This window comes from Kitasatospora griseola (assembly GCF_014648555.1).
Taxonomy (GTDB): domain Bacteria; phylum Actinomycetota; class Actinomycetes; order Streptomycetales; family Streptomycetaceae; genus Kitasatospora; species Kitasatospora griseola.
This window is the reverse complement of sequence record NZ_BMRI01000040.1, coordinates 23,864-39,562: the sequence shown is the minus strand read 5'-3', so window position 1 is coordinate 39,562 and position 15,699 is coordinate 23,864. Positions and strand designations below refer to the sequence as shown.

The 15,699-nt window shown below is 72.9% G+C and carries 13 protein-coding genes; 10 read left to right on the top strand and 3 right to left on the bottom strand.

Annotated features, from left to right (window positions below; all coding sequences use genetic code 11):
- The first annotated feature begins 53 nt into the window (after window positions 1–53).
- From IEZ12_RS40215 to IEZ12_RS32160, 4 genes are all read left to right on the top strand, one after another.
- Window positions 54–1,214, top strand: a complete 1,161-nt coding sequence (locus tag IEZ12_RS40215; protein WP_268250287.1) for a serpin family protein — start codon at window positions 54–56, stop codon at window positions 1,212–1,214.
- A gap of 102 nt (window positions 1,215–1,316) precedes the next feature.
- Window positions 1,317–2,081, top strand: a complete 765-nt coding sequence (locus IEZ12_RS32170; protein WP_189277139.1) for an IclR family transcriptional regulator — start codon at window positions 1,317–1,319, stop codon at window positions 2,079–2,081.
- A 258-nt stretch (window positions 2,082–2,339) separates the two neighbouring features.
- On the top strand, window positions 2,340–3,863 hold the full coding sequence (gene glpK / locus IEZ12_RS32165; protein ID WP_189277137.1) for a glycerol kinase GlpK: 1,524 nt from the start codon (window positions 2,340–2,342) through the stop codon (window positions 3,861–3,863).
- A 76-nt stretch (window positions 3,864–3,939) separates the two neighbouring features.
- Entirely contained in the window at window positions 3,940–5,523 is a 1,584-nt protein-coding gene (locus IEZ12_RS32160; RefSeq protein ID WP_189277135.1) for a glycerol-3-phosphate dehydrogenase/oxidase, read from the top strand.
- A gap of 80 nt (window positions 5,524–5,603) precedes the next feature.
- Here the strand turns inward: IEZ12_RS32160 and IEZ12_RS32155 are convergent, their stop codons facing one another.
- Both IEZ12_RS32155 and IEZ12_RS32150 read right to left on the bottom strand, forming a co-directional pair.
- On the bottom strand, window positions 5,604–7,004 hold the full coding sequence (locus IEZ12_RS32155; RefSeq protein WP_189277133.1) for a GntT/GntP/DsdX family permease: 1,401 nt from the start codon (window positions 7,002–7,004) through the stop codon (window positions 5,604–5,606).
- Between the two features lie 67 nt (window positions 7,005–7,071).
- Window positions 7,072–7,596: a gluconokinase gene (locus IEZ12_RS32150; protein ID WP_043908949.1), complete on the bottom strand. Its 525-nt coding sequence runs from the start codon at window positions 7,594–7,596 to the stop codon at window positions 7,072–7,074.
- A gap of 169 nt (window positions 7,597–7,765) precedes the next feature.
- Here IEZ12_RS32150 and IEZ12_RS32145 point away from each other — a divergent pair, with 169 nt between their 5' ends.
- The 3 genes from IEZ12_RS32145 (at window position 7,766) to IEZ12_RS32135 (ending at window position 9,102) form a co-directional block, all read left to right on the top strand.
- The gene (locus tag IEZ12_RS32145; RefSeq protein WP_189277131.1) at window positions 7,766–8,464 is read left to right on the top strand and encodes a FadR/GntR family transcriptional regulator; all 699 of its coding nucleotides are present in this window, start codon (window positions 7,766–7,768) and stop codon (window positions 8,462–8,464) included.
- A gap of 157 nt (window positions 8,465–8,621) precedes the next feature.
- The gene (locus tag IEZ12_RS32140; protein WP_189277129.1) at window positions 8,622–8,939 is read left to right on the top strand and encodes a hypothetical protein; all 318 of its coding nucleotides are present in this window, start codon (window positions 8,622–8,624) and stop codon (window positions 8,937–8,939) included.
- A gap of 22 nt (window positions 8,940–8,961) precedes the next feature.
- Window positions 8,962–9,102: a hypothetical protein gene (locus IEZ12_RS32135; protein WP_189277127.1), complete on the top strand. Its 141-nt coding sequence runs from the start codon at window positions 8,962–8,964 to the stop codon at window positions 9,100–9,102.
- Window positions 9,103–9,221: 119 nt separating this feature from the next.
- Here IEZ12_RS32135 and IEZ12_RS32130 read toward each other — a convergent pair whose 3' ends face one another.
- Window positions 9,222–10,316 carry an NADH:flavin oxidoreductase/NADH oxidase gene (locus tag IEZ12_RS32130; RefSeq protein ID WP_189277125.1) on the bottom strand — a complete coding sequence of 365 codons (1,095 nt, stop codon included), beginning with the start codon at window positions 10,314–10,316 and terminating at the stop codon, window positions 9,222–9,224.
- A 104-nt stretch (window positions 10,317–10,420) separates the two neighbouring features.
- On the opposite strand from IEZ12_RS32130, the gene IEZ12_RS32125 reads away from it, so the two are divergent.
- From IEZ12_RS32125 to IEZ12_RS32115, 3 genes are all read left to right on the top strand, one after another.
- Window positions 10,421–10,783, top strand: a complete 363-nt coding sequence (locus IEZ12_RS32125; protein WP_189277123.1) for an ArsR/SmtB family transcription factor — start codon at window positions 10,421–10,423, stop codon at window positions 10,781–10,783.
- A gap of 310 nt (window positions 10,784–11,093) precedes the next feature.
- Entirely contained in the window at window positions 11,094–12,758 is a 1,665-nt protein-coding gene (locus IEZ12_RS32120) for a glycosyltransferase family 2 protein (RefSeq protein ID WP_189277121.1), read from the top strand.
- A 14-nt stretch (window positions 12,759–12,772) separates the two neighbouring features.
- The gene (locus IEZ12_RS32115) at window positions 12,773–15,601 is read left to right on the top strand and encodes an acyltransferase family protein (protein ID WP_189277119.1); all 2,829 of its coding nucleotides are present in this window, start codon (window positions 12,773–12,775) and stop codon (window positions 15,599–15,601) included.
- Window positions 15,602–15,699 lie beyond the last annotated feature (98 nt).

Below are 15,699 nucleotides of genomic sequence, written 5' to 3'. Positions count from 1 at the left end.
ATGGGGCGGTGATCGACGGACGGAGAGGGGTTGCGGTGCAGGCGGTCGGGTTGGTGAACGGTCTCGGGGCGCGCTGGGGGCGGGAGTTGGCGTTCGAGGCCGGGCAGGTGTGGACGGCGGTGGGGGTGTGGCCGCTGTTGGCGATGCTGGCGGCGGGGGCCGACGGGCCGGTGCGGGCCGAGTTGGAGCAGGCGTTGGGGGTGCCGGCCGAGGAAGCCCCGGCGGCGGCCCGGGAGTTGTTGGCGCTGGTGCGGCGGACGCCGGGCTGTGCGGCGGCGCTCGGGCTGTGGACGGCTCGGCAGGTCGAGGTGGAGCCCGACTGGCTGGGGCAGTTGGGCCCTTCGATGTGGGGGCGGTTGACGGGCGGGACCGACGCCGACCGGGCGGCGCTGGACCAGTGGGCGAAGGAGCAGACCGGTGGCCTGCTCCAGCGGATGCCGGTGGACCTCGCCGAGGTGCTGCTGGTGCTGGCGTCCGCGGTGACGGTGCGGACCAGGTGGGCGAAGCGGTTCGTGCCGAGCCGCTTCCGGGTGCTCGAAGGGCCGTGGTCGTGGCGGGAGTTCGTGAAGTTGGAGGTGTCGGGTCCGGAGCTGTTCGAGCGGATCTCGGTGTCGGAGACCTCGGCGGGCCCGGTCACGGAGGTCCGGGTGGTCGGGGACGGCGAGGTGGACGTCCATCTGGTGCTGGGCGAGCTCGACGCGGCGCCGGGCGCGGTGGTGGCGGCCGGGTTCGAGCTGGTGTCGGGCGAGTCGTGGCGGATGCCGTTGGAGGGGTTGTCGGACGGGGAGTCCTGGCCGGGGCTGACGTTGGAGTCGGTGGACTCGGCCGTGCCGGGGAACACCGGCACGCTGCGGACGGCGGGTTTCGCCGTCCGCGCCGAGCACGACCTGCTGGCGGCTGCCGAGCTGTTCGGGCTGGGGAGGGCGACGGCGCACGAGGACTGGTTCCGGGGCATCAGCCGGAGCCTTCCGTTGAAGGTGTCGGGCGCGCGGCAGGCGGCGGTGGCGGAGTTCTCGGCGGAGGGCTTCAGGGGCGGCGCGGTGACGGCGGTGGCGATGCGAAGGGGCGGCGCGATGCCCGCCCCGAAGCGGTTCCGGGTGCGCCGGGCGGCGGCGCGGTTCGACCGGCCGTTCGCGTTCCTGGCGGTGCACCGCGCCTCGGGCCTGGTGCTGCTGGCGGGCTGGGTGGCGGAGCCGGCCGCGACGACGGCCTGATCGTCCGGTGCCGGGCGTCCGGGTGGCGGCGGCGGGGTAGTACGGTCGGAGCACGGTAGGTGGGGTCGGCATGGCCGACCGGTGGTCAGTGGAGGTGGGCCGATGTCCGGTGCGATCCAGTCGCTGTCGCGGGCGGCCGCGATCCTGCGCCTGTTGGCGGGCGGGGAGCGGCGGCTCGGCCTGTCGGAGGTGGCGACGGGGCTGGGGCTGGCGAAGGGCACGGCGCACGGCATCCTGCGCACCCTGCAGCAGGAGGGCTTCGTCGAGCAGGACCCGGACAGCGGCAAGTACCAGCTGGGCGCGGAGCTGCTGCGGCTCGGCCAGAGCTACCTGGACGTGCACGAGCTGCGGGCCCGGGCGCTGGTGTGGGCGGACGACCTGGCGCGGGCGGCCGGCGAGACGGTGTACCTGGGGGTGCTGCACCAGCGGGGGGTGCTGGTGGTGCACCACGTGTTCCGGCCGGACGACTCGCGGCAGGTGCTGGAGGTCGGTTCGATGCAGCCGCTGCACGCGACGGCGCTGGGCAAGGTGCTGCTGGCGTACGACCCGGTGGCGCGCGGCGAGTTGGGGGACGGGCCGTGGGAGGCGTTCACGCCGCGGACGGTGACCGAGCCGGCGGCGCTGGACGCGCAGTGCGCGCTGGTGCGGGAGCGGGGCTGGGCGGACGCGGTGGAGGAGACCTGGGAGGGCGTGGCGTCGGTGGCGGCGCTGATCCAGGACCGGCGGCGCAACCCGGTGGGCGCGGTGTGCGTGAGCGGCGCGGTGGAGACGGTGTGCGAGGGCGGTGCGGTGCGGCCGTCGCTGGTGGCGTCGGTGCGGACGGCGGCCCGGGCGATCTCCCGCGACCTCGGGGCGCACCGGTTCTGAGGGGGCGCGGTGGGCAGCGGGTGATCGTTCGGCGTCGGTGGGTGGCCGTCGGGGCGTCGCGGGTCACAACGCCTTGACGTCGGGCGTCCGGCTGCTGTTGGCTTCCAAACGTCGGTCGACATTGTCGAACGACGGCTGGAGGGTCCGGGCGTTCCGCGCCGCCCGCCTGGTTTGCCGGACCCGCGCGCACGGGGACTGACGAAGGGTCAGCCCCGCTCCCCTGACGACCCCCTGAGCCGAGCCGAGCCGAGGAACCGCATGACTGCCAGCTACATCGCCGCGATCGACCAGGGCACCACGTCCAGCCGGTGCATCCTGTTCGGGGCGGACGGCCGGATCGTCGCCGTCGAGCAGCAGGAGCACGCGCAGATCTTTCCGCAGCCGGGCTGGGTCGAGCACGACGCGGCGGAGATCTGGACCCGGGTGCAGGCGGTGGTGCGCGGCGCGCTGGACAAGGCGGGGCTGACCCGGGAGGACGTCCGGGCGGTCGGCATCACCAACCAGCGCGAGACCACGGTGCTGTGGGACCGGCACACCGGCGAGCCGGTGCACCACGCGATCGTCTGGCAGGACACCCGCACCGAGGCGCTCTGCCGGGAGCTGGGCCGCAACGTCGGCCAGGACCGGTTCCGCCGGGAGACCGGGCTGCCGCTGGCGAGCTACTTCGCCGGGCCGAAGATCCGCTGGCTGCTGGACAACGTCGAGGGCCTGCGCGAGCGCGCCGAGGCCGGGGACATCCTGTTCGGCACCATGGACACCTGGCTGATCTGGAACCTGACCGGCGGTGTGAACGGCGGCCGGCACGTCACGGACGTCACCAACGCCTCGCGCACGCTGCTGATGAACCTGCACACCCTGGAGTGGGACGAGCGGATCGCCGAGTCGATCGGCGTGCCGATGGCGATGCTGCCGCAGATCCGTTCCTCCGCCGAGGTGTACGGCGAGGCGGTCGGCGTGCTGGCGGGCGTGCCGGTCGCGGCGGCGCTCGGCGACCAGCAGGCCGCGCTGTTCGGCCAGACCTGCTTCGACGTCGGCGAGGCGAAGTCGACGTACGGCACCGGCACGTTCCTGCTGCTGAACACGGGCGAACGGATCGTCAACTCCTACCACGGGCTGCTCACCACGGTCGGCTACCGGATCGGCGACCGGCCGCCGGTGTACGCCCTGGAGGGGTCGATCGCGGTCACCGGCTCGCTGGTGCAGTGGCTGCGCGACCAGCTCGGCATCATTTCGACGGCAGCCGAGATCGAGACCCTGGCGGGCACCGTCGAGGACAACGGCGGCGCGTACTTCGTGCCCGCGTTCTCCGGCCTGTTCGCGCCGTACTGGCGCTCCGACGCGCGCGGCGTGATCACCGGCCTGACCAGGTACGTCACCAAGGGCCACCTGGCGCGGGCGGTGCTGGAGGCGACCGCCTGGCAGACCCGCGAGGTGGTGGACGCCATGCAGAAGGACTCCGGCGTCACGCTGACCGCGCTGAAGGTCGACGGCGGCATGACCTCCAACAACCTGCTGATGCAGAACATCGCGGACGTGCTGAACGTCCCGGTGGAGCGCCCGTACGTCGCCGAGACCACCGCTCTCGGCGCGGCCTACGCGGCCGGCCTGGCGGTCGGCTTCTGGGACGGGCTGGACACCCTGCGCGCCAACTGGCACCGGGCCGCCGAGTGGACGCCCCGGATGGACGCCGCGACCCGCGAGCACGAGCACCGCAACTGGCTGAAAGCGGTGGAGCGCACCATGGGCTGGATCGAGCAGGACGACGAGCAGCCGCAGCTCTGACACCTCAGTCAGAGTCCGCATTCCCGATCGGAAGGAGACGCGGACCGGCCGCGAAACCGGGCCCGCCGCACACACCATGGCAAGCATCCCGACCCTGGGCGCCGAGCGCGCCGCCGGCCGCGTCGCCTCCCGCGCCGCCACCCGCGACCTGCTCGGCCGGGCCCGCTACGACCTGCTGGTGATCGGCGGCGGCATCCTCGGCACCGCCACCGCCTGGACGGCCGCCCAGGCGGGTCTGAAGGTGGCCATGGTGGACGCCGGGGACTTCGCGAACGCCACCTCCTCCGCGTCCTCGAAGCTGGTCCACGGCGGGCTGCGCTACCTGCAGACCGGCGCGGTCCGGCTGGTCGCCGAGAACCACAAGGAGCGCCGGGCGCTGGCCACCGACGTGGCCCCGCACCTGGTCAACCCGCTGACCTTCTTCGTCCCCGTCTACGAGGGCGGCCCGCACTCGGCGCCCAAGCTCGGCGCGGGCGTCTTCCTGTACTCGGCGCTGTCGGCGTTCCGCGACGGCCTGGGCCGGGTGGTCTCCCCCCGCCAGGCGGCCCGCGCGGTGCCGGGGCTGCGCACCGAGGGCCTGCGCCGCGTCGCGGTGTACGGCGACCACCAGATGAACGACGCCCGGATGGCCGTGATGACGGTCCGCGCGGCGGTCGACGCGGGCGCGGTGGTGCTCAACCACGCCGAGGTGACGGGGCTGCGCTTCACCCGCGGCCGGGTGACCGGCGCGGATGTCCGCGACCGCCTGGACGGTGCCGAGTTCGGCATCGACGCCCGCCTGGTGCTGAACGCCACCGGCCCGTGGGTGGACCACCTGCGGCGGATGGAGTTCGCGGGCGCCGCGCCGTCGATCCGGCTGTCGAAGGGCGCGCACGTGGTGCTGCGCCGACAGGCGCCGTGGCGGGCCGCGCTGACCATTCCGATCGACCAGTACCGGGTGTCCTTCGCCATCCCGTGGGAGGACCACGTCCTGCTGGGCACCACCGACGAGGAGTACACCGGCGACCCGCTGGACGTCCGGGCCACCGACGCCGACATCGACCAGATCCTGTCCGAGGCGGGACACGCGGTGCGCGAGGAGCACCTGCGCCGCGAGGACATCACGTACGCGTTCGCGGGTCTGCGGGTGCTGCCGGGCGGTCCGGGGGCGACGGCGGCGGCCAAGCGGGAGACGGTGGTCACCGAGGGCCGGGCCGGGATGCTGTCGGTGGCGGGCGGCAAGTGGACCACCTACCGGCACATCGGCCGGGTGGTGCTGGAGAAGCTGAAGCACGCGCGCGGCGTGGGCCTCGCCGAGGACGTCTCGCCCATCCCGGCGACCGTGCCGCTGCCCGGCATCGGCGCCCCGCAGGCCGTCGCGCACCGCCTGCTGATGGACCGCGAGCCGGGCTCCCGGATGGACCCGCTGGTGGCCCGCCACCTGGCCACCCACTACGGCACGCTGTCGTTCGAGATCGCCCGCATGATCGCCGAGCGGCCCGAGCTGGGCGAGCGGGTGCACCCGGGCGGGCCGGACATCTGGGCGCAGGTGGCGTACGCGGCCGAGCAGGAGTGGGCGTACACGGTGGACGACGTGCTGCGTCGGCGCACCACGCTGACGGTGCGCGGGCTGGACACCGAGGAGGTCCGCAAGCGGACCGCGGAGCTGCTGGCGCGCTGAGGCGTCCGGGGACACGACGACGCCCTCCGGGAGAGAGAAGCGGGATCCGGAGGGCGTCGCGGTCTGGGGGGTGTCGCTCGCTAGATGATCAGGCTGAGCGGCAGGATCAGGGCGATCGCGACCACCGAGATCACCGTCTCCATCACCGACCAGGACTTCAGGGTCTGGCCGACGCTCATCCCGAAGTACTCCTTCACCAGCCAGAAGCCGGCGTCGTTGACGTGCGACAGGAACAGCGAGCCGGCGCCGATGGCGAGCACCATGAGCGCGGCGTGCGTGGTCGACATGTCGGCGGCCAGCGGGCCGACGATGCCGGCGGCGGTGATGGTGGCGACGGTGGCGGAGCCGGTGGCGAGGCGGATCAGCACGGCGATCAGCCAGCCGAGCAGCAGCGCCGAGATGTGCCACTTGCCGGACCAGTCGCTGACGGCCTGGCCGACGCCGACGTCGATCAGGGTCTGCTTGAAGCCGCCGCCCGCGCCGACGATGAACACGATGCCGGCGATCGGGCCGAGCGAGTTGCCGACCGTCGCGGAGATCTTCGTCTTGTCGAACCCGGCGGCCCTGCCGAGGGTGACCATGGCGAGCAGGGTGGCGGCGAGCAGCGCGATCAGCGGGGAGCCGATGAAGTCGAAGAACCGCTGAACGCCGGCCTTCGGGTCGTCGATCACCACGTCGGCGAGGGCCTTGCCGAGCATCAGCACGACCGGCAGCAGGATGGTCGCCAGGACGGCGCCGAACCGCGGGGTCTTCTCGTGCTTGACGGTCTCGGCGGGCGTGGTGTCGGCGGGGATCTCCAGCGGGCCGACCCAGCGCTGGGCGAACCGGGAGAACAGCGGGCCGGCCACGATCAGGGTGGGGACGGCGATCAGCAGGCCGAGCGCCAGGGTGACGCCGAGGTCGGCCTTGAGGGCGTCGACGGCGACCAGCGGGCCGGGGTGCGGCGGCACCAGGCCGTGCAGCACGGACAGGCCGGCCAGCGCGGGGATGCCGATCCGCATCAGCGGGACGTTTCCGCGGCGGGCCACCAGCAGCACGATCGGGATCAGCAGCACGACGCCGACCTCGAAGAACAGCGGCAGGCCGAGCACGGCGGCGATCAGCGCCATCGCCCAGGGCAGCATCTTCGGGCCGGTCCGGGCGAGCACCGTGTCGGCGATGATGTTGGCGCCGCCGGAGTCGGCGAGCAGCTTGCCGAGCATCGCGCCGAGGCCGATCAGCAGGCCGACCGAGGCGACGGTGGAGCCGAAGCCGGTGGAGAAGCTGCTGAGCAGCTTGTCGAACGGCGCGCCGGCGACGGCGGCGAGCAGGCCCGAGCCGAGGGTGAGCGCGAGGAACGGGTGCAGCTTGAACTTGGTGATCAGCAGCACGATCGCGCCGATGCTGAGCAGCACCGCGACCAGCAGTTGGCCGTTGCTGGACGTGTGGGGGAGCGCCGGCGCGGCGGCGGCCAGCAGGGTGGGGGTCACGCGAGTCTCCATTGACGGGCCGTCGCCGCCCCGGGGGGTCTCGGGTGCGCGGCGGCGGGTGTGACAGGTCGGGCGGGGGTCAGTTCGGCAGGGCGGCGACGGCGCGGTCGACGAGGGTGTCGGGGTCGGCGTCGACGTCCAGCACGGTGCCGCTCTCGTCCGCCCGGAGGGGTTCGAGGGTGGCGTACTGGGAGTCCAGCAGCGAGGGCGGCATGAAGTGGCCGGTGCGGTGGGCGATGCGGTCGCCGACCAGCTCGTGGCTGCCGGTCAGGTGCAGGAAGAACGCCTCGGGGCAGGCGTCCCGCAGGATGTCGCGGTAGCTGCGCTTGAGGGCGGAGCAGGTGACGACGCCGCCGGTGCCGGCCGCGGCCCGTTCGCCGAGCCAGGCGCCGAGGGCGCGCAGCCAGGGTTCGCGGTCGTGGTCGTCGAGCGGTGTCCCGGCGCTCATCTTGGCGATGTTGGCGGCGGGGTGGAAGTCGTCGGCCTCGGCGTACGGGAGGCCGAGACGGTGGGCGAGCAGTCGGGCGACGGTGGTCTTCCCGACTCCGGAGACGCCCATCACCACGATGACGGGCGGCTGCTGGTTCTCGACGCTGAGAGCCATGGGTGGTGCTCCTGTCCTTGCCTGGTCACGGGCAAGGTAGACCCAAAGGTATGACTTATTCAAGCCGCCGAAACCCAATCGTCATACATATATGCGTTATCGCAGGTGAGAGCCCTTCACCGCTCCCCCGCCCCCTCGGCCGCCGTGACCTCGCCGATAGGCTGGCGGGATGGAGATCCAGGGCCTGCCCGGCCGACTGCTCGCCCACCTCGGTCCGGCGATCGCCTCCGGCGAGCTGCCCGCGGGCACCGTGCTGCGCGCCGAGGAGCTGGAGGCGCAGCACGGGGTGTCCCGCACCGTGGTGCGGGAGGCGGTGCGCATCCTGGAGTCGATGCGGATGGTCGAGCCGCGCCGCCGGGTCGGGACCACGGTGCGGCCGCAGTCCGACTGGGACGTCTTCGACCCGCTGGTCATCCGCTGGCGCCTGGCCGGCGCGGGCCGCTCCGCGCAGCTGCGCTCGCTCGGCTCGCTGCGGGTCGCGGTCGAGCCCGCCGCGGCGGCGCTGGCCGCCCGCCACGCCAGCGACGACGACCGGCGGGAACTCAGCGCACTGGCCGTCGAACTGACCGTCACCGCCCGGGCCGCGGACCTCGAAGCCTTCCTCGAACACGACATCGCGTTCCACGCGGCGGTCCTGCGCGCCTCCGGCAACGAGATGTTCGCGCACCTGAAGGACACCGTCGGCGCGGTGCTCACCGGCCGCACCGAGCACCGCCTGATGCCGCACCGCCCCCGCGAGTACGCCGTCCAACTGCACCGGGACGTCGCCGAGGCCATCTGCGCGGGCGACCCCGAACTCGCCGAGCGGGCGATGCGCACCATCGTGGTCGGCGCACTGGAGGAACTCGACGCCACCCTCACCGACTGACCTCCCGGCGGCCCTCTTGCCGGGCCGAATACGATCCTCCTCAGGGGGGTTGACGGCCCGTCGGGGTGCGACACGCCCGGTTTGAGTGGAATTCAGCCGGGCAGGGGCATACCTTCACCCCCATGGGGGCAACCTGGGGTCCGACAGGGGGTGGGCGATGGCGCGTCGTCGGCGCAACCGGCTGCCGGACGAGGTGCGTGCCGCCGCCGTCCGCGCGGGCCTGGCGTTCGCGTTCACCGTGGTGACGGTCATCGTCGCCGTCCTGGCCTCCTGGTCCCACACCAACCTGATCGTGCCCGCACTGGCGATGATGGCGATGGGCGTCTTCGTCCTGGTGTGGTGCCTGATAGACGTCGTCGTCTCCCGCCAGGTCGCGGCCTCGCGTCGGCGGGCGCCCAACTCCTCGGGGCCGCTGGACGGTTCGCGGGAACGCACCCGCCGACCGAACGCCCGGCCCTCGCCCCACCGGGGCTGACCGGCCGACAGCGCTCCGGGCCTTGGGGGGGCGTGCGGCGCCCCGACCGCACTCTCCGGGCGGCACGCCGATCGTCTCGGCGGACGGAAAGATCCCGACGGTCGGCGGCGGGGCCGACTTCCGGAGCGGCTCGTCCGTCGACTACTCGGTGTTCTTCAAGTGACCGAAGACCACTGCGGGCCGTGCCCGCGCCCCGGGCAGGGGTGCGGGCACGGCCCGTCGCGCGGGGCTCAGCCCCGGGAGCCGAACACGGGACTCAGCCCCGGGAGCCGAGCACGGGGCTCAGCCCCGGGAGCCGACCGCGAAGCCGTACTGGGCGGGCCAGTTGCGGTCCACGCCCAGCGCCTTCGCCGCGTGCAGCGGCCAGTACGGGTCGCGCAGCAGCTCGCGGCCGAGCATGACCGCGTCCGCCTCGCCGTCCGCCAGGATCGCCTCCGCCTGGTCCGGCTCGGTGATCATCCCGACGGCGCTGACCGGGATGCCGGCCTCGCGCCGGATCTGCGCGGCGAACGGCACCTGGTAGCCGGGCCCGACGGTGATCTCGGCGTTCGGGACGAGGCCGCCGGAGGAGACGTCGACCAGGTCGATGCCGATGGCCTGGAGCTCCTTGGCGAGCAGCACGCACTCCTCGACCGTCCAGCTGGGCCGGTCGGTGACCCAGTCGGTGGCGGAGACCCGGAACAGCACCGGCAGCTCCTCGGGCCACACGGCCCGCACGGCGCCGGCGATCTCGCGGGCGAGGCGGCTGCGGCCGGCGAAGTCGCCGCCGTAGCCGTCGGTGCGGTGGTTGGTGAGCGGGGAGAGGAACTGGTGGATCAGGTAGCCGTGGGCGCCGTGCACATCGACCACCTGGAAGCCGGCCGCCAGCGCGCGGCGGGCGGAATCGGCGAAGTCCTGGACCAGCTCGGCGATCTGCGCCTCCGTCAGTTCGGCGGGTGCCGGGTAGCCCTCGTCGAACGGGATCGGGGACGCGCCGACGATCGGGAAGCCGCCGTCCGCCACGGCCAGCGGTCCGCCGCCCGAACCGGCCTTCCCCGTCGAGGCCTTCCGGCCGGCGTGGGCGAGCTGGATGGCGGGGACGGAGCCGTGCTGGCGGATCAGGGCGGCGATCCGGGCGAGGGCGTCCTGCTGGCGGTCGTTCCACAGGCCGAGGTCCCAGGGGGAGATCCGGGCGTCGGGGCGGACGCCGGTCGCCTCGACCATGACCAGGCCCGCGCCGCCGGCGGCGCGGGAGCCGAGGTGGGCGAGGTGGAAGTCGGTGGCGACGCCGGTCTCGGGGCCTTCGTGGGCGGCCGAGTACATGCACATGGGGCTGAGCCAGATCCGGTTGGGGATGGTCAGCGAACGGAGGGTGATCGGCTCGAACAGGGCGCTCACGACGGCCCGTCCTTCCTGTGGTCCCGACTGGTCTCTTCGCTTCGTACGATAGCTGCCGTACTACGACATCTGTCAAACTACGAGAGTTCTCGTACTATGGCAGGGTGACCACCGACCAGGACTGCCCGGGACTGCTGCCGGAGCCGACCGTCGCCGAGCTGCGGCTGGAGGCCGTGCTGCACGCACTCGCCGACCCGACCCGGCTGCGGATCGTCGCCGACCTGGCGGCGGTGGGCGGCGACGAGCTGAACTGCCTGGCGTTCGAACTGCCGGTCACCAAATCGACATTGACCCACCACTTCCGCGTCCTGCGCGAGGCCGGACTGATCCGCCAGCACCGTCGCGGCACCTCTAAGATGAACACACTGCGCGCCGCAGATCTTTCCGCGCGCTTCCCCGGACTGCTGGACGCGGTGCTCGTCGCCGCCGGGCCGTGCTTCACCACCCCGAAGCCGGCCGCCCGCTGACCGTTCGACCGACCCTCGGGCCACCAGCCTGACGATCCGTCAATTCACGTCCCGGACAAGGCGGATACCCGCCACGGGGCGCGGCGACCCTTCGCCAGTACAACGTTGGAACCGTCTCGTCACCCTGCTCGTCAACGGCCCCAGAGGCCTCGCCCGGCGGATGCCGGGGGCCTCCGTCCGACATGGTCATGCCTGGTCACACGGGCTTCACCGGAGTTGCCCCAGCGTTCATCCCACGTGGTCATTTGGTCTATACCAATCGGGTAATCTGACCGACGACAGGTGTCAATGACCGGCCGTGGGGGGCCCAATGACTGTCAATCACCTTCCGTCGCCACCCTCCGATCAGGAGCTCTACTGGTATTTCGGACCTCAGCGTCGCTGGGTCCCGCTGCTCTCCGCGTTCGCCTTCGTGCTCAGCGCGGCCACCATGTTCAGTTTCTCCCTCCGGACGCCCGCGCTCTGGCCGTTCCTGGCCGTCCTCGGCGTCAACCTCGTTGCACTCGCGCTGACTTGCCTCAACGGACTGCGTCGCCGCCGATTCACCCGGGCCGGCCACGAACTGCTGGTCGCCGCCTGGCAGCCCGCCGAACCGCCGTCCGTCGACCTCTACCTGCCGACCTGCGGCGAACCGCTCGACATCCTCGCCAACGCCTACCGCGCCGTCGCCCGGCTCGACCACCCCGGACAGCTCGACGTCTGGGTGCTGGACGACGCCGACCGGCCCGAAGTGGCCGCGCTGGCCGAGGAGTTCGGCTACCACTACGTCGTGCGGCCGAACCGCGGCGAGTTCAAGAAGGCCGGCAACCTCAACCACGCGCTCACCCTGAGCAGGGCCGAGTACATCGCCATCCTGGACGCCGACTTCGCGCCGCGCGCCGACCTGCTGCAGCACCTGCTGCCGTACTTCGGCGACGACCGGGTCGGCATCGTCCAGAGCCCGCAGTGCTTCGACACCGACGCCTCGATGGGCTGGGTGCAGCGCGCCGCAGGCGCCTCCCAGGAGTGGTTCTTCCGCTGGGTGCAGCCCAGCCGGGACGCCTCCGACGCGGCGATCTGCTGCGGCTCCAACGCCGTGTACCGGCGCTCCGCGATCGACGCCGCGGGCGGCTTCGCCCGGCTCGACCACAGCGAGGACATGTACACCGGACTCGCCCTGCACGAACGGGGATTCACCACCCGGTACGTGCCGGTGCTGGTCGCCAAGGGCACCTCGCCGGACTCCACCACCAGCTTCGTCAACCAGCAGTACCGCTGGACGATGGGCAACCTGCACCTGATCGGCGACCGGGCCGCCCGCAAGGCCATGACCTGGCGGATGCGCCGCTGCTTCGACGAAGGCATCGTCGGCTACCTGGCCGCGGCCGTGAACGTGCTCACCGCGCCGCTGCCGCCGCTGGTCATGCTGTTCGCCTTCCCCGGCGAGGTCCGCGCCTGGTACGTGCTGCCGATGCTCTCCCTGCTGTGGCTCTGGCACGTCCTGCTGCCCCGGGTCAGCCGCACCCGCTGGCGCACCGAAGTGCTGCGCGCCAACGTGCTGATGAGCTTCGCCGCCGCCACCGCCTACTGGCACACCCTGCGCGGCCGCAGCGCCGCCTGGGTGCCCACCGGCGTCGCCAAGCCCGGCGGCTCCGGCGGCATGGCCCGCAAGGTGCTGCTGGTCTCCCTGGTGTGGACGGCCGGCACCCTGATCGCCACCACCGCCGGCGTGGCCGTCGCCACCGCGATGCACGGCTGGCACTACACCTGGGGTCTGGCCCTGTACCTGGCCGTGCAGCTGCACGCCGGCGTCCCGCTGATCCGCGACCTGTACGCCGAACTGCGGCCGCACCCCACCGAGAACACCGAATCCGGGGCACGCCCGACGATGCGGCCCAGGCGCTGGCCCGAGGCCCTCGCCGTCACGAGCACGCTCGCCCTGATCGCCCTGCTCGCCTCCGGCTGGGTGGCGCCGATGCTGCCCTGGCTGGGCTGAAAGGTCCACCTCCCGTGTCCACCAGCACCGCCCCGTTCACCGTCGTCCTCGGGCAACCACCCGTCGAACGGCCCAGGTTCAGACCCGACATCGAAGGCCTGCGGGCCGTCGCCGTGCTCGCCGTGCTCGCGTTCCACGCGGCCGTCCCCGGCCTGGCCGGCGGCTTCGTCGGCGTCGACGTCTTCTTCGTCATCTCCGGCTACCTCATCACCGGGCTGCTGCGCAGCGAGAGCGCCGCCACCGGGAAGGTCCGGCTGGCCGAGTTCTACTCCCGCCGCGCCCGCCGCCTGCTGCCCTCCGCCGCCGTGGTGCTCGCCGTGGTCGCCGTCCTCGGCGCCCTGCTCACCGCGCCGCTGCGCCGCGCCGACCTGGAACGCGACGTCCTCGCCTCCGCGCTGTCCGTCGCCAACTGGCGCTTCATCGCCGAACAGACCGACTACCTGGCGGCCGGCCGCGACCCCAGCGTGCTGCTGCACTTCTGGTCGCTCGCCGTCGAGGAGCAGTTCTACCTGCTGTGGGCCCCGCTGATGGCCCTCGCCGCCCGCTGGGTCTGGAAGCGGCGCACCCTGCTCGGCCTGACCCTGCTGCTCGGCGCCGGCTCGTTCTGGCTCTCCCTGCACTGGAGCGCCGGCGCGTACCTCTCCACGCCCACCCGGGCCTGGCAGTTCGCCGCCGGCGCGATCATCGCGCTCCTGCCGATACGCGAAATACCGCGACTGATACGGGAGTTGCTGGGGCTCGGCGGCATGGCGGCGGTACTCGGCGCGGTCCTGGTCTTCGACGCCCGCACGCCCTACCCCGGCTACGCCGCGCTGGTGCCCACCATCGGCACCGCCGCCGTCGTCCTGGCCGGCGAGAAGCACCTGGTGGGACGGCTGCTGTCGCTCCGCGCGCCGCGCGCGATCGGCCGGCTCTCCTACAACCTGTACCTGTGGCACTGGCCGGTGCTGGTGCTCGCCGAAGCCCAGTGGGGCAGCCTGCACTGGGGCGTGAAGGTCGCCCTCACCGCGGCTGCCGCGCTGCCCGCGCTGGCCGCCCTCAACTGGCTGGAGCAGCCGCTGCGCCGCAGCCGGGTGCTCGGTGAAATCCCGCGCCGGGGGCTGTCGTTGGGCCTCACCGCGGTGGTGATGCCGGTGGTGCTGGCGCTGGTCGTCGGCACCGGCACGATCCGGATGCTCGGCCCCGCCACTCCCCCGGACCCGTCCGGCCTGCCGCCGGGCGCCCGCGACGGCCGCTCCCTGCTCGCCGCCGCCCCGCCCGCGCACAGCCCGACCGTGCCCAACCCCGTCCAGGCCCGGCAGGACTTCCCGCCGGACGGCGCCTGCGAGGTCGACCCGGCGGACACCGTCAGCCCGCCCTGCCGCTTCGGCACCGGCGACGACCGGATCGTGCTGCTCGGCGACTCGCACGCCGGCCAGTGGTTCTCCGCCCTGCTCGGCATCGCCGCCCAGCACCGCATGTCCGTCGAGGAACTCGTCAAGCAGGGCTGCCCGCTACCCGAACTCACCGTCGAGAACCCCCAGTTGGGACGCACCTACCACGAGTGCGACACCTGGCGGACGAACGCGCTGACCCGGCTCAAGGACGGGCCCAGGCCCAAGCTGATCATCGTCTCCACGCTGAACCGCTACACCGCCGACCGGGCGACGCTGCTGCACGGCTGGGAGCGGACCCTCGCCCCACTGCGGGAGTTGGGCGTCCCGATCGTCTACCTGCAGGACACCCCGATCCCCGGCCGCGACGTCCCCGCCTGCGTCTCCGGACACCCCGACACCACCTCCGCCTGCGACTTCCCGCGCAGCGAAGGCCTGTGGGCCGACCCGCTGGCCGAGGAGATCGCCGCCGGCCGCGTCCCCGGCGTCCGCACCATCGGCGTCAACTCGGTGCTCTGCCCCGGCGACGGCCGAACCTGCCCCGCCGTCCTGGAGCACGTCCTGCTGTACCGCGACGACTCGCACCTGACCAACGCGGCGGCCGTCGTCCTCACCTCCCGGCTCGACCAACTGCTCATCGACGCGGGCGTGTTCACCACCGGCTGGACCACCCTGCTGCACGACGAGTTCGACGGCCCCGCCGGCGCGAAGCCCGACTCCGCCAACTGGCAGTACGACGTGGGCACCTGCTACCCCGGCTGCCCCGCCGCGCAGTGGGGAACCGGCGAGATCGAGACCATGACCGACTCCACCGCGAACGTCCGCCTGGACGGCCAGGGTTCACTGGAGATCGTGCCCACCCGGGACGGCGCCGGCCGCTGGTCCTCCGGACGGATCGAGTCCAAGCGCGCGGACTTCGCCGCACCGGCGAGCGGAGTCCTGCGAGTGGAGGCCAAGTTGGCCCTCCCGGACGTCAAGGGGCCTGCCGCGTCCGGGTATTGGCCCGCATTCTGGGCGCTGGGCGGCAAACTCCGTGACGGGTACACCGGTTGGCCGGGCGTCGGCGAGCTCGACGTCCTCGAATCGGTCGGCGGCCGCGGCGTCTTCGGCACCATGCACTGCGGCACCGCGCCGGGCGGCCCCTGCAAGGAGCCGAACGGGCTGGGCTCCGGCGAACAGTCCTGCGCGGACTGCTGGGGCGCGTTCCACACCTGGACGCTGGAGGTCGACCGCTCAGCCTCTCCCGAGAAGGTCCGTTGGCTGCGGGACGGCCAGGAGTACTTCGCGGTGACGTCCGACCAGGTCGAGCCGGCCGCGTGGGACCAGGCGGTGCACCACGGGATCTTCCTGATCCTGAACGTCGCGATCGGCGGCAACCTGCCTACGGCGTACGGGAGTCCGGTGACGTCGGCGACGGAGCCGGGGCATCCGATGAAGGTCGCGTCGGTCACCGTTTCGACGAAGCAGTAGGAGCAACTGCGCGACGAGCGCCAGCCACGTCCGCAAGGTCGCGATCAAGTGCAGGTCATTGTCCTGCATCGCGATCTTGCGGACGTGGCGCGTTCCCC

What these genes read in the sequence shown, in the direction of transcription:
- IEZ12_RS32155 (WP_189277133.1), bottom strand. Translation starts at nt 7,004, where the DNA reads ATGGAGACTCGCGTGACCCCCACCCTGCTGGCCGCCGCCGCGCCGGCG.
- IEZ12_RS32170 (WP_189277139.1), top strand. Translation starts at nt 1,317, where the DNA reads ATGTCCGGTGCGATCCAGTCGCTGTCGCGGGCGGCCGCGATCCTGCGC.
- IEZ12_RS32145 (WP_189277131.1), top strand. Translation starts at nt 7,766, where the DNA reads ATGGAGATCCAGGGCCTGCCCGGCCGACTGCTCGCCCACCTCGGTCCG.
- IEZ12_RS32140 (WP_189277129.1), top strand. Translation starts at nt 8,622, where the DNA reads ATGGCGCGTCGTCGGCGCAACCGGCTGCCGGACGAGGTGCGTGCCGCC.
- IEZ12_RS32160 (WP_189277135.1), top strand. Translation starts at nt 3,940, where the DNA reads ATGGCAAGCATCCCGACCCTGGGCGCCGAGCGCGCCGCCGGCCGCGTC.
- glpK (WP_189277137.1), top strand. Translation starts at nt 2,340, where the DNA reads ATGACTGCCAGCTACATCGCCGCGATCGACCAGGGCACCACGTCCAGC.
- IEZ12_RS32120 (WP_189277121.1), top strand. Translation starts at nt 11,094, where the DNA reads ATGACTGTCAATCACCTTCCGTCGCCACCCTCCGATCAGGAGCTCTAC.
- IEZ12_RS32150 (WP_043908949.1), bottom strand. Translation starts at nt 7,596, where the DNA reads ATGGCTCTCAGCGTCGAGAACCAGCAGCCGCCCGTCATCGTGGTGATG.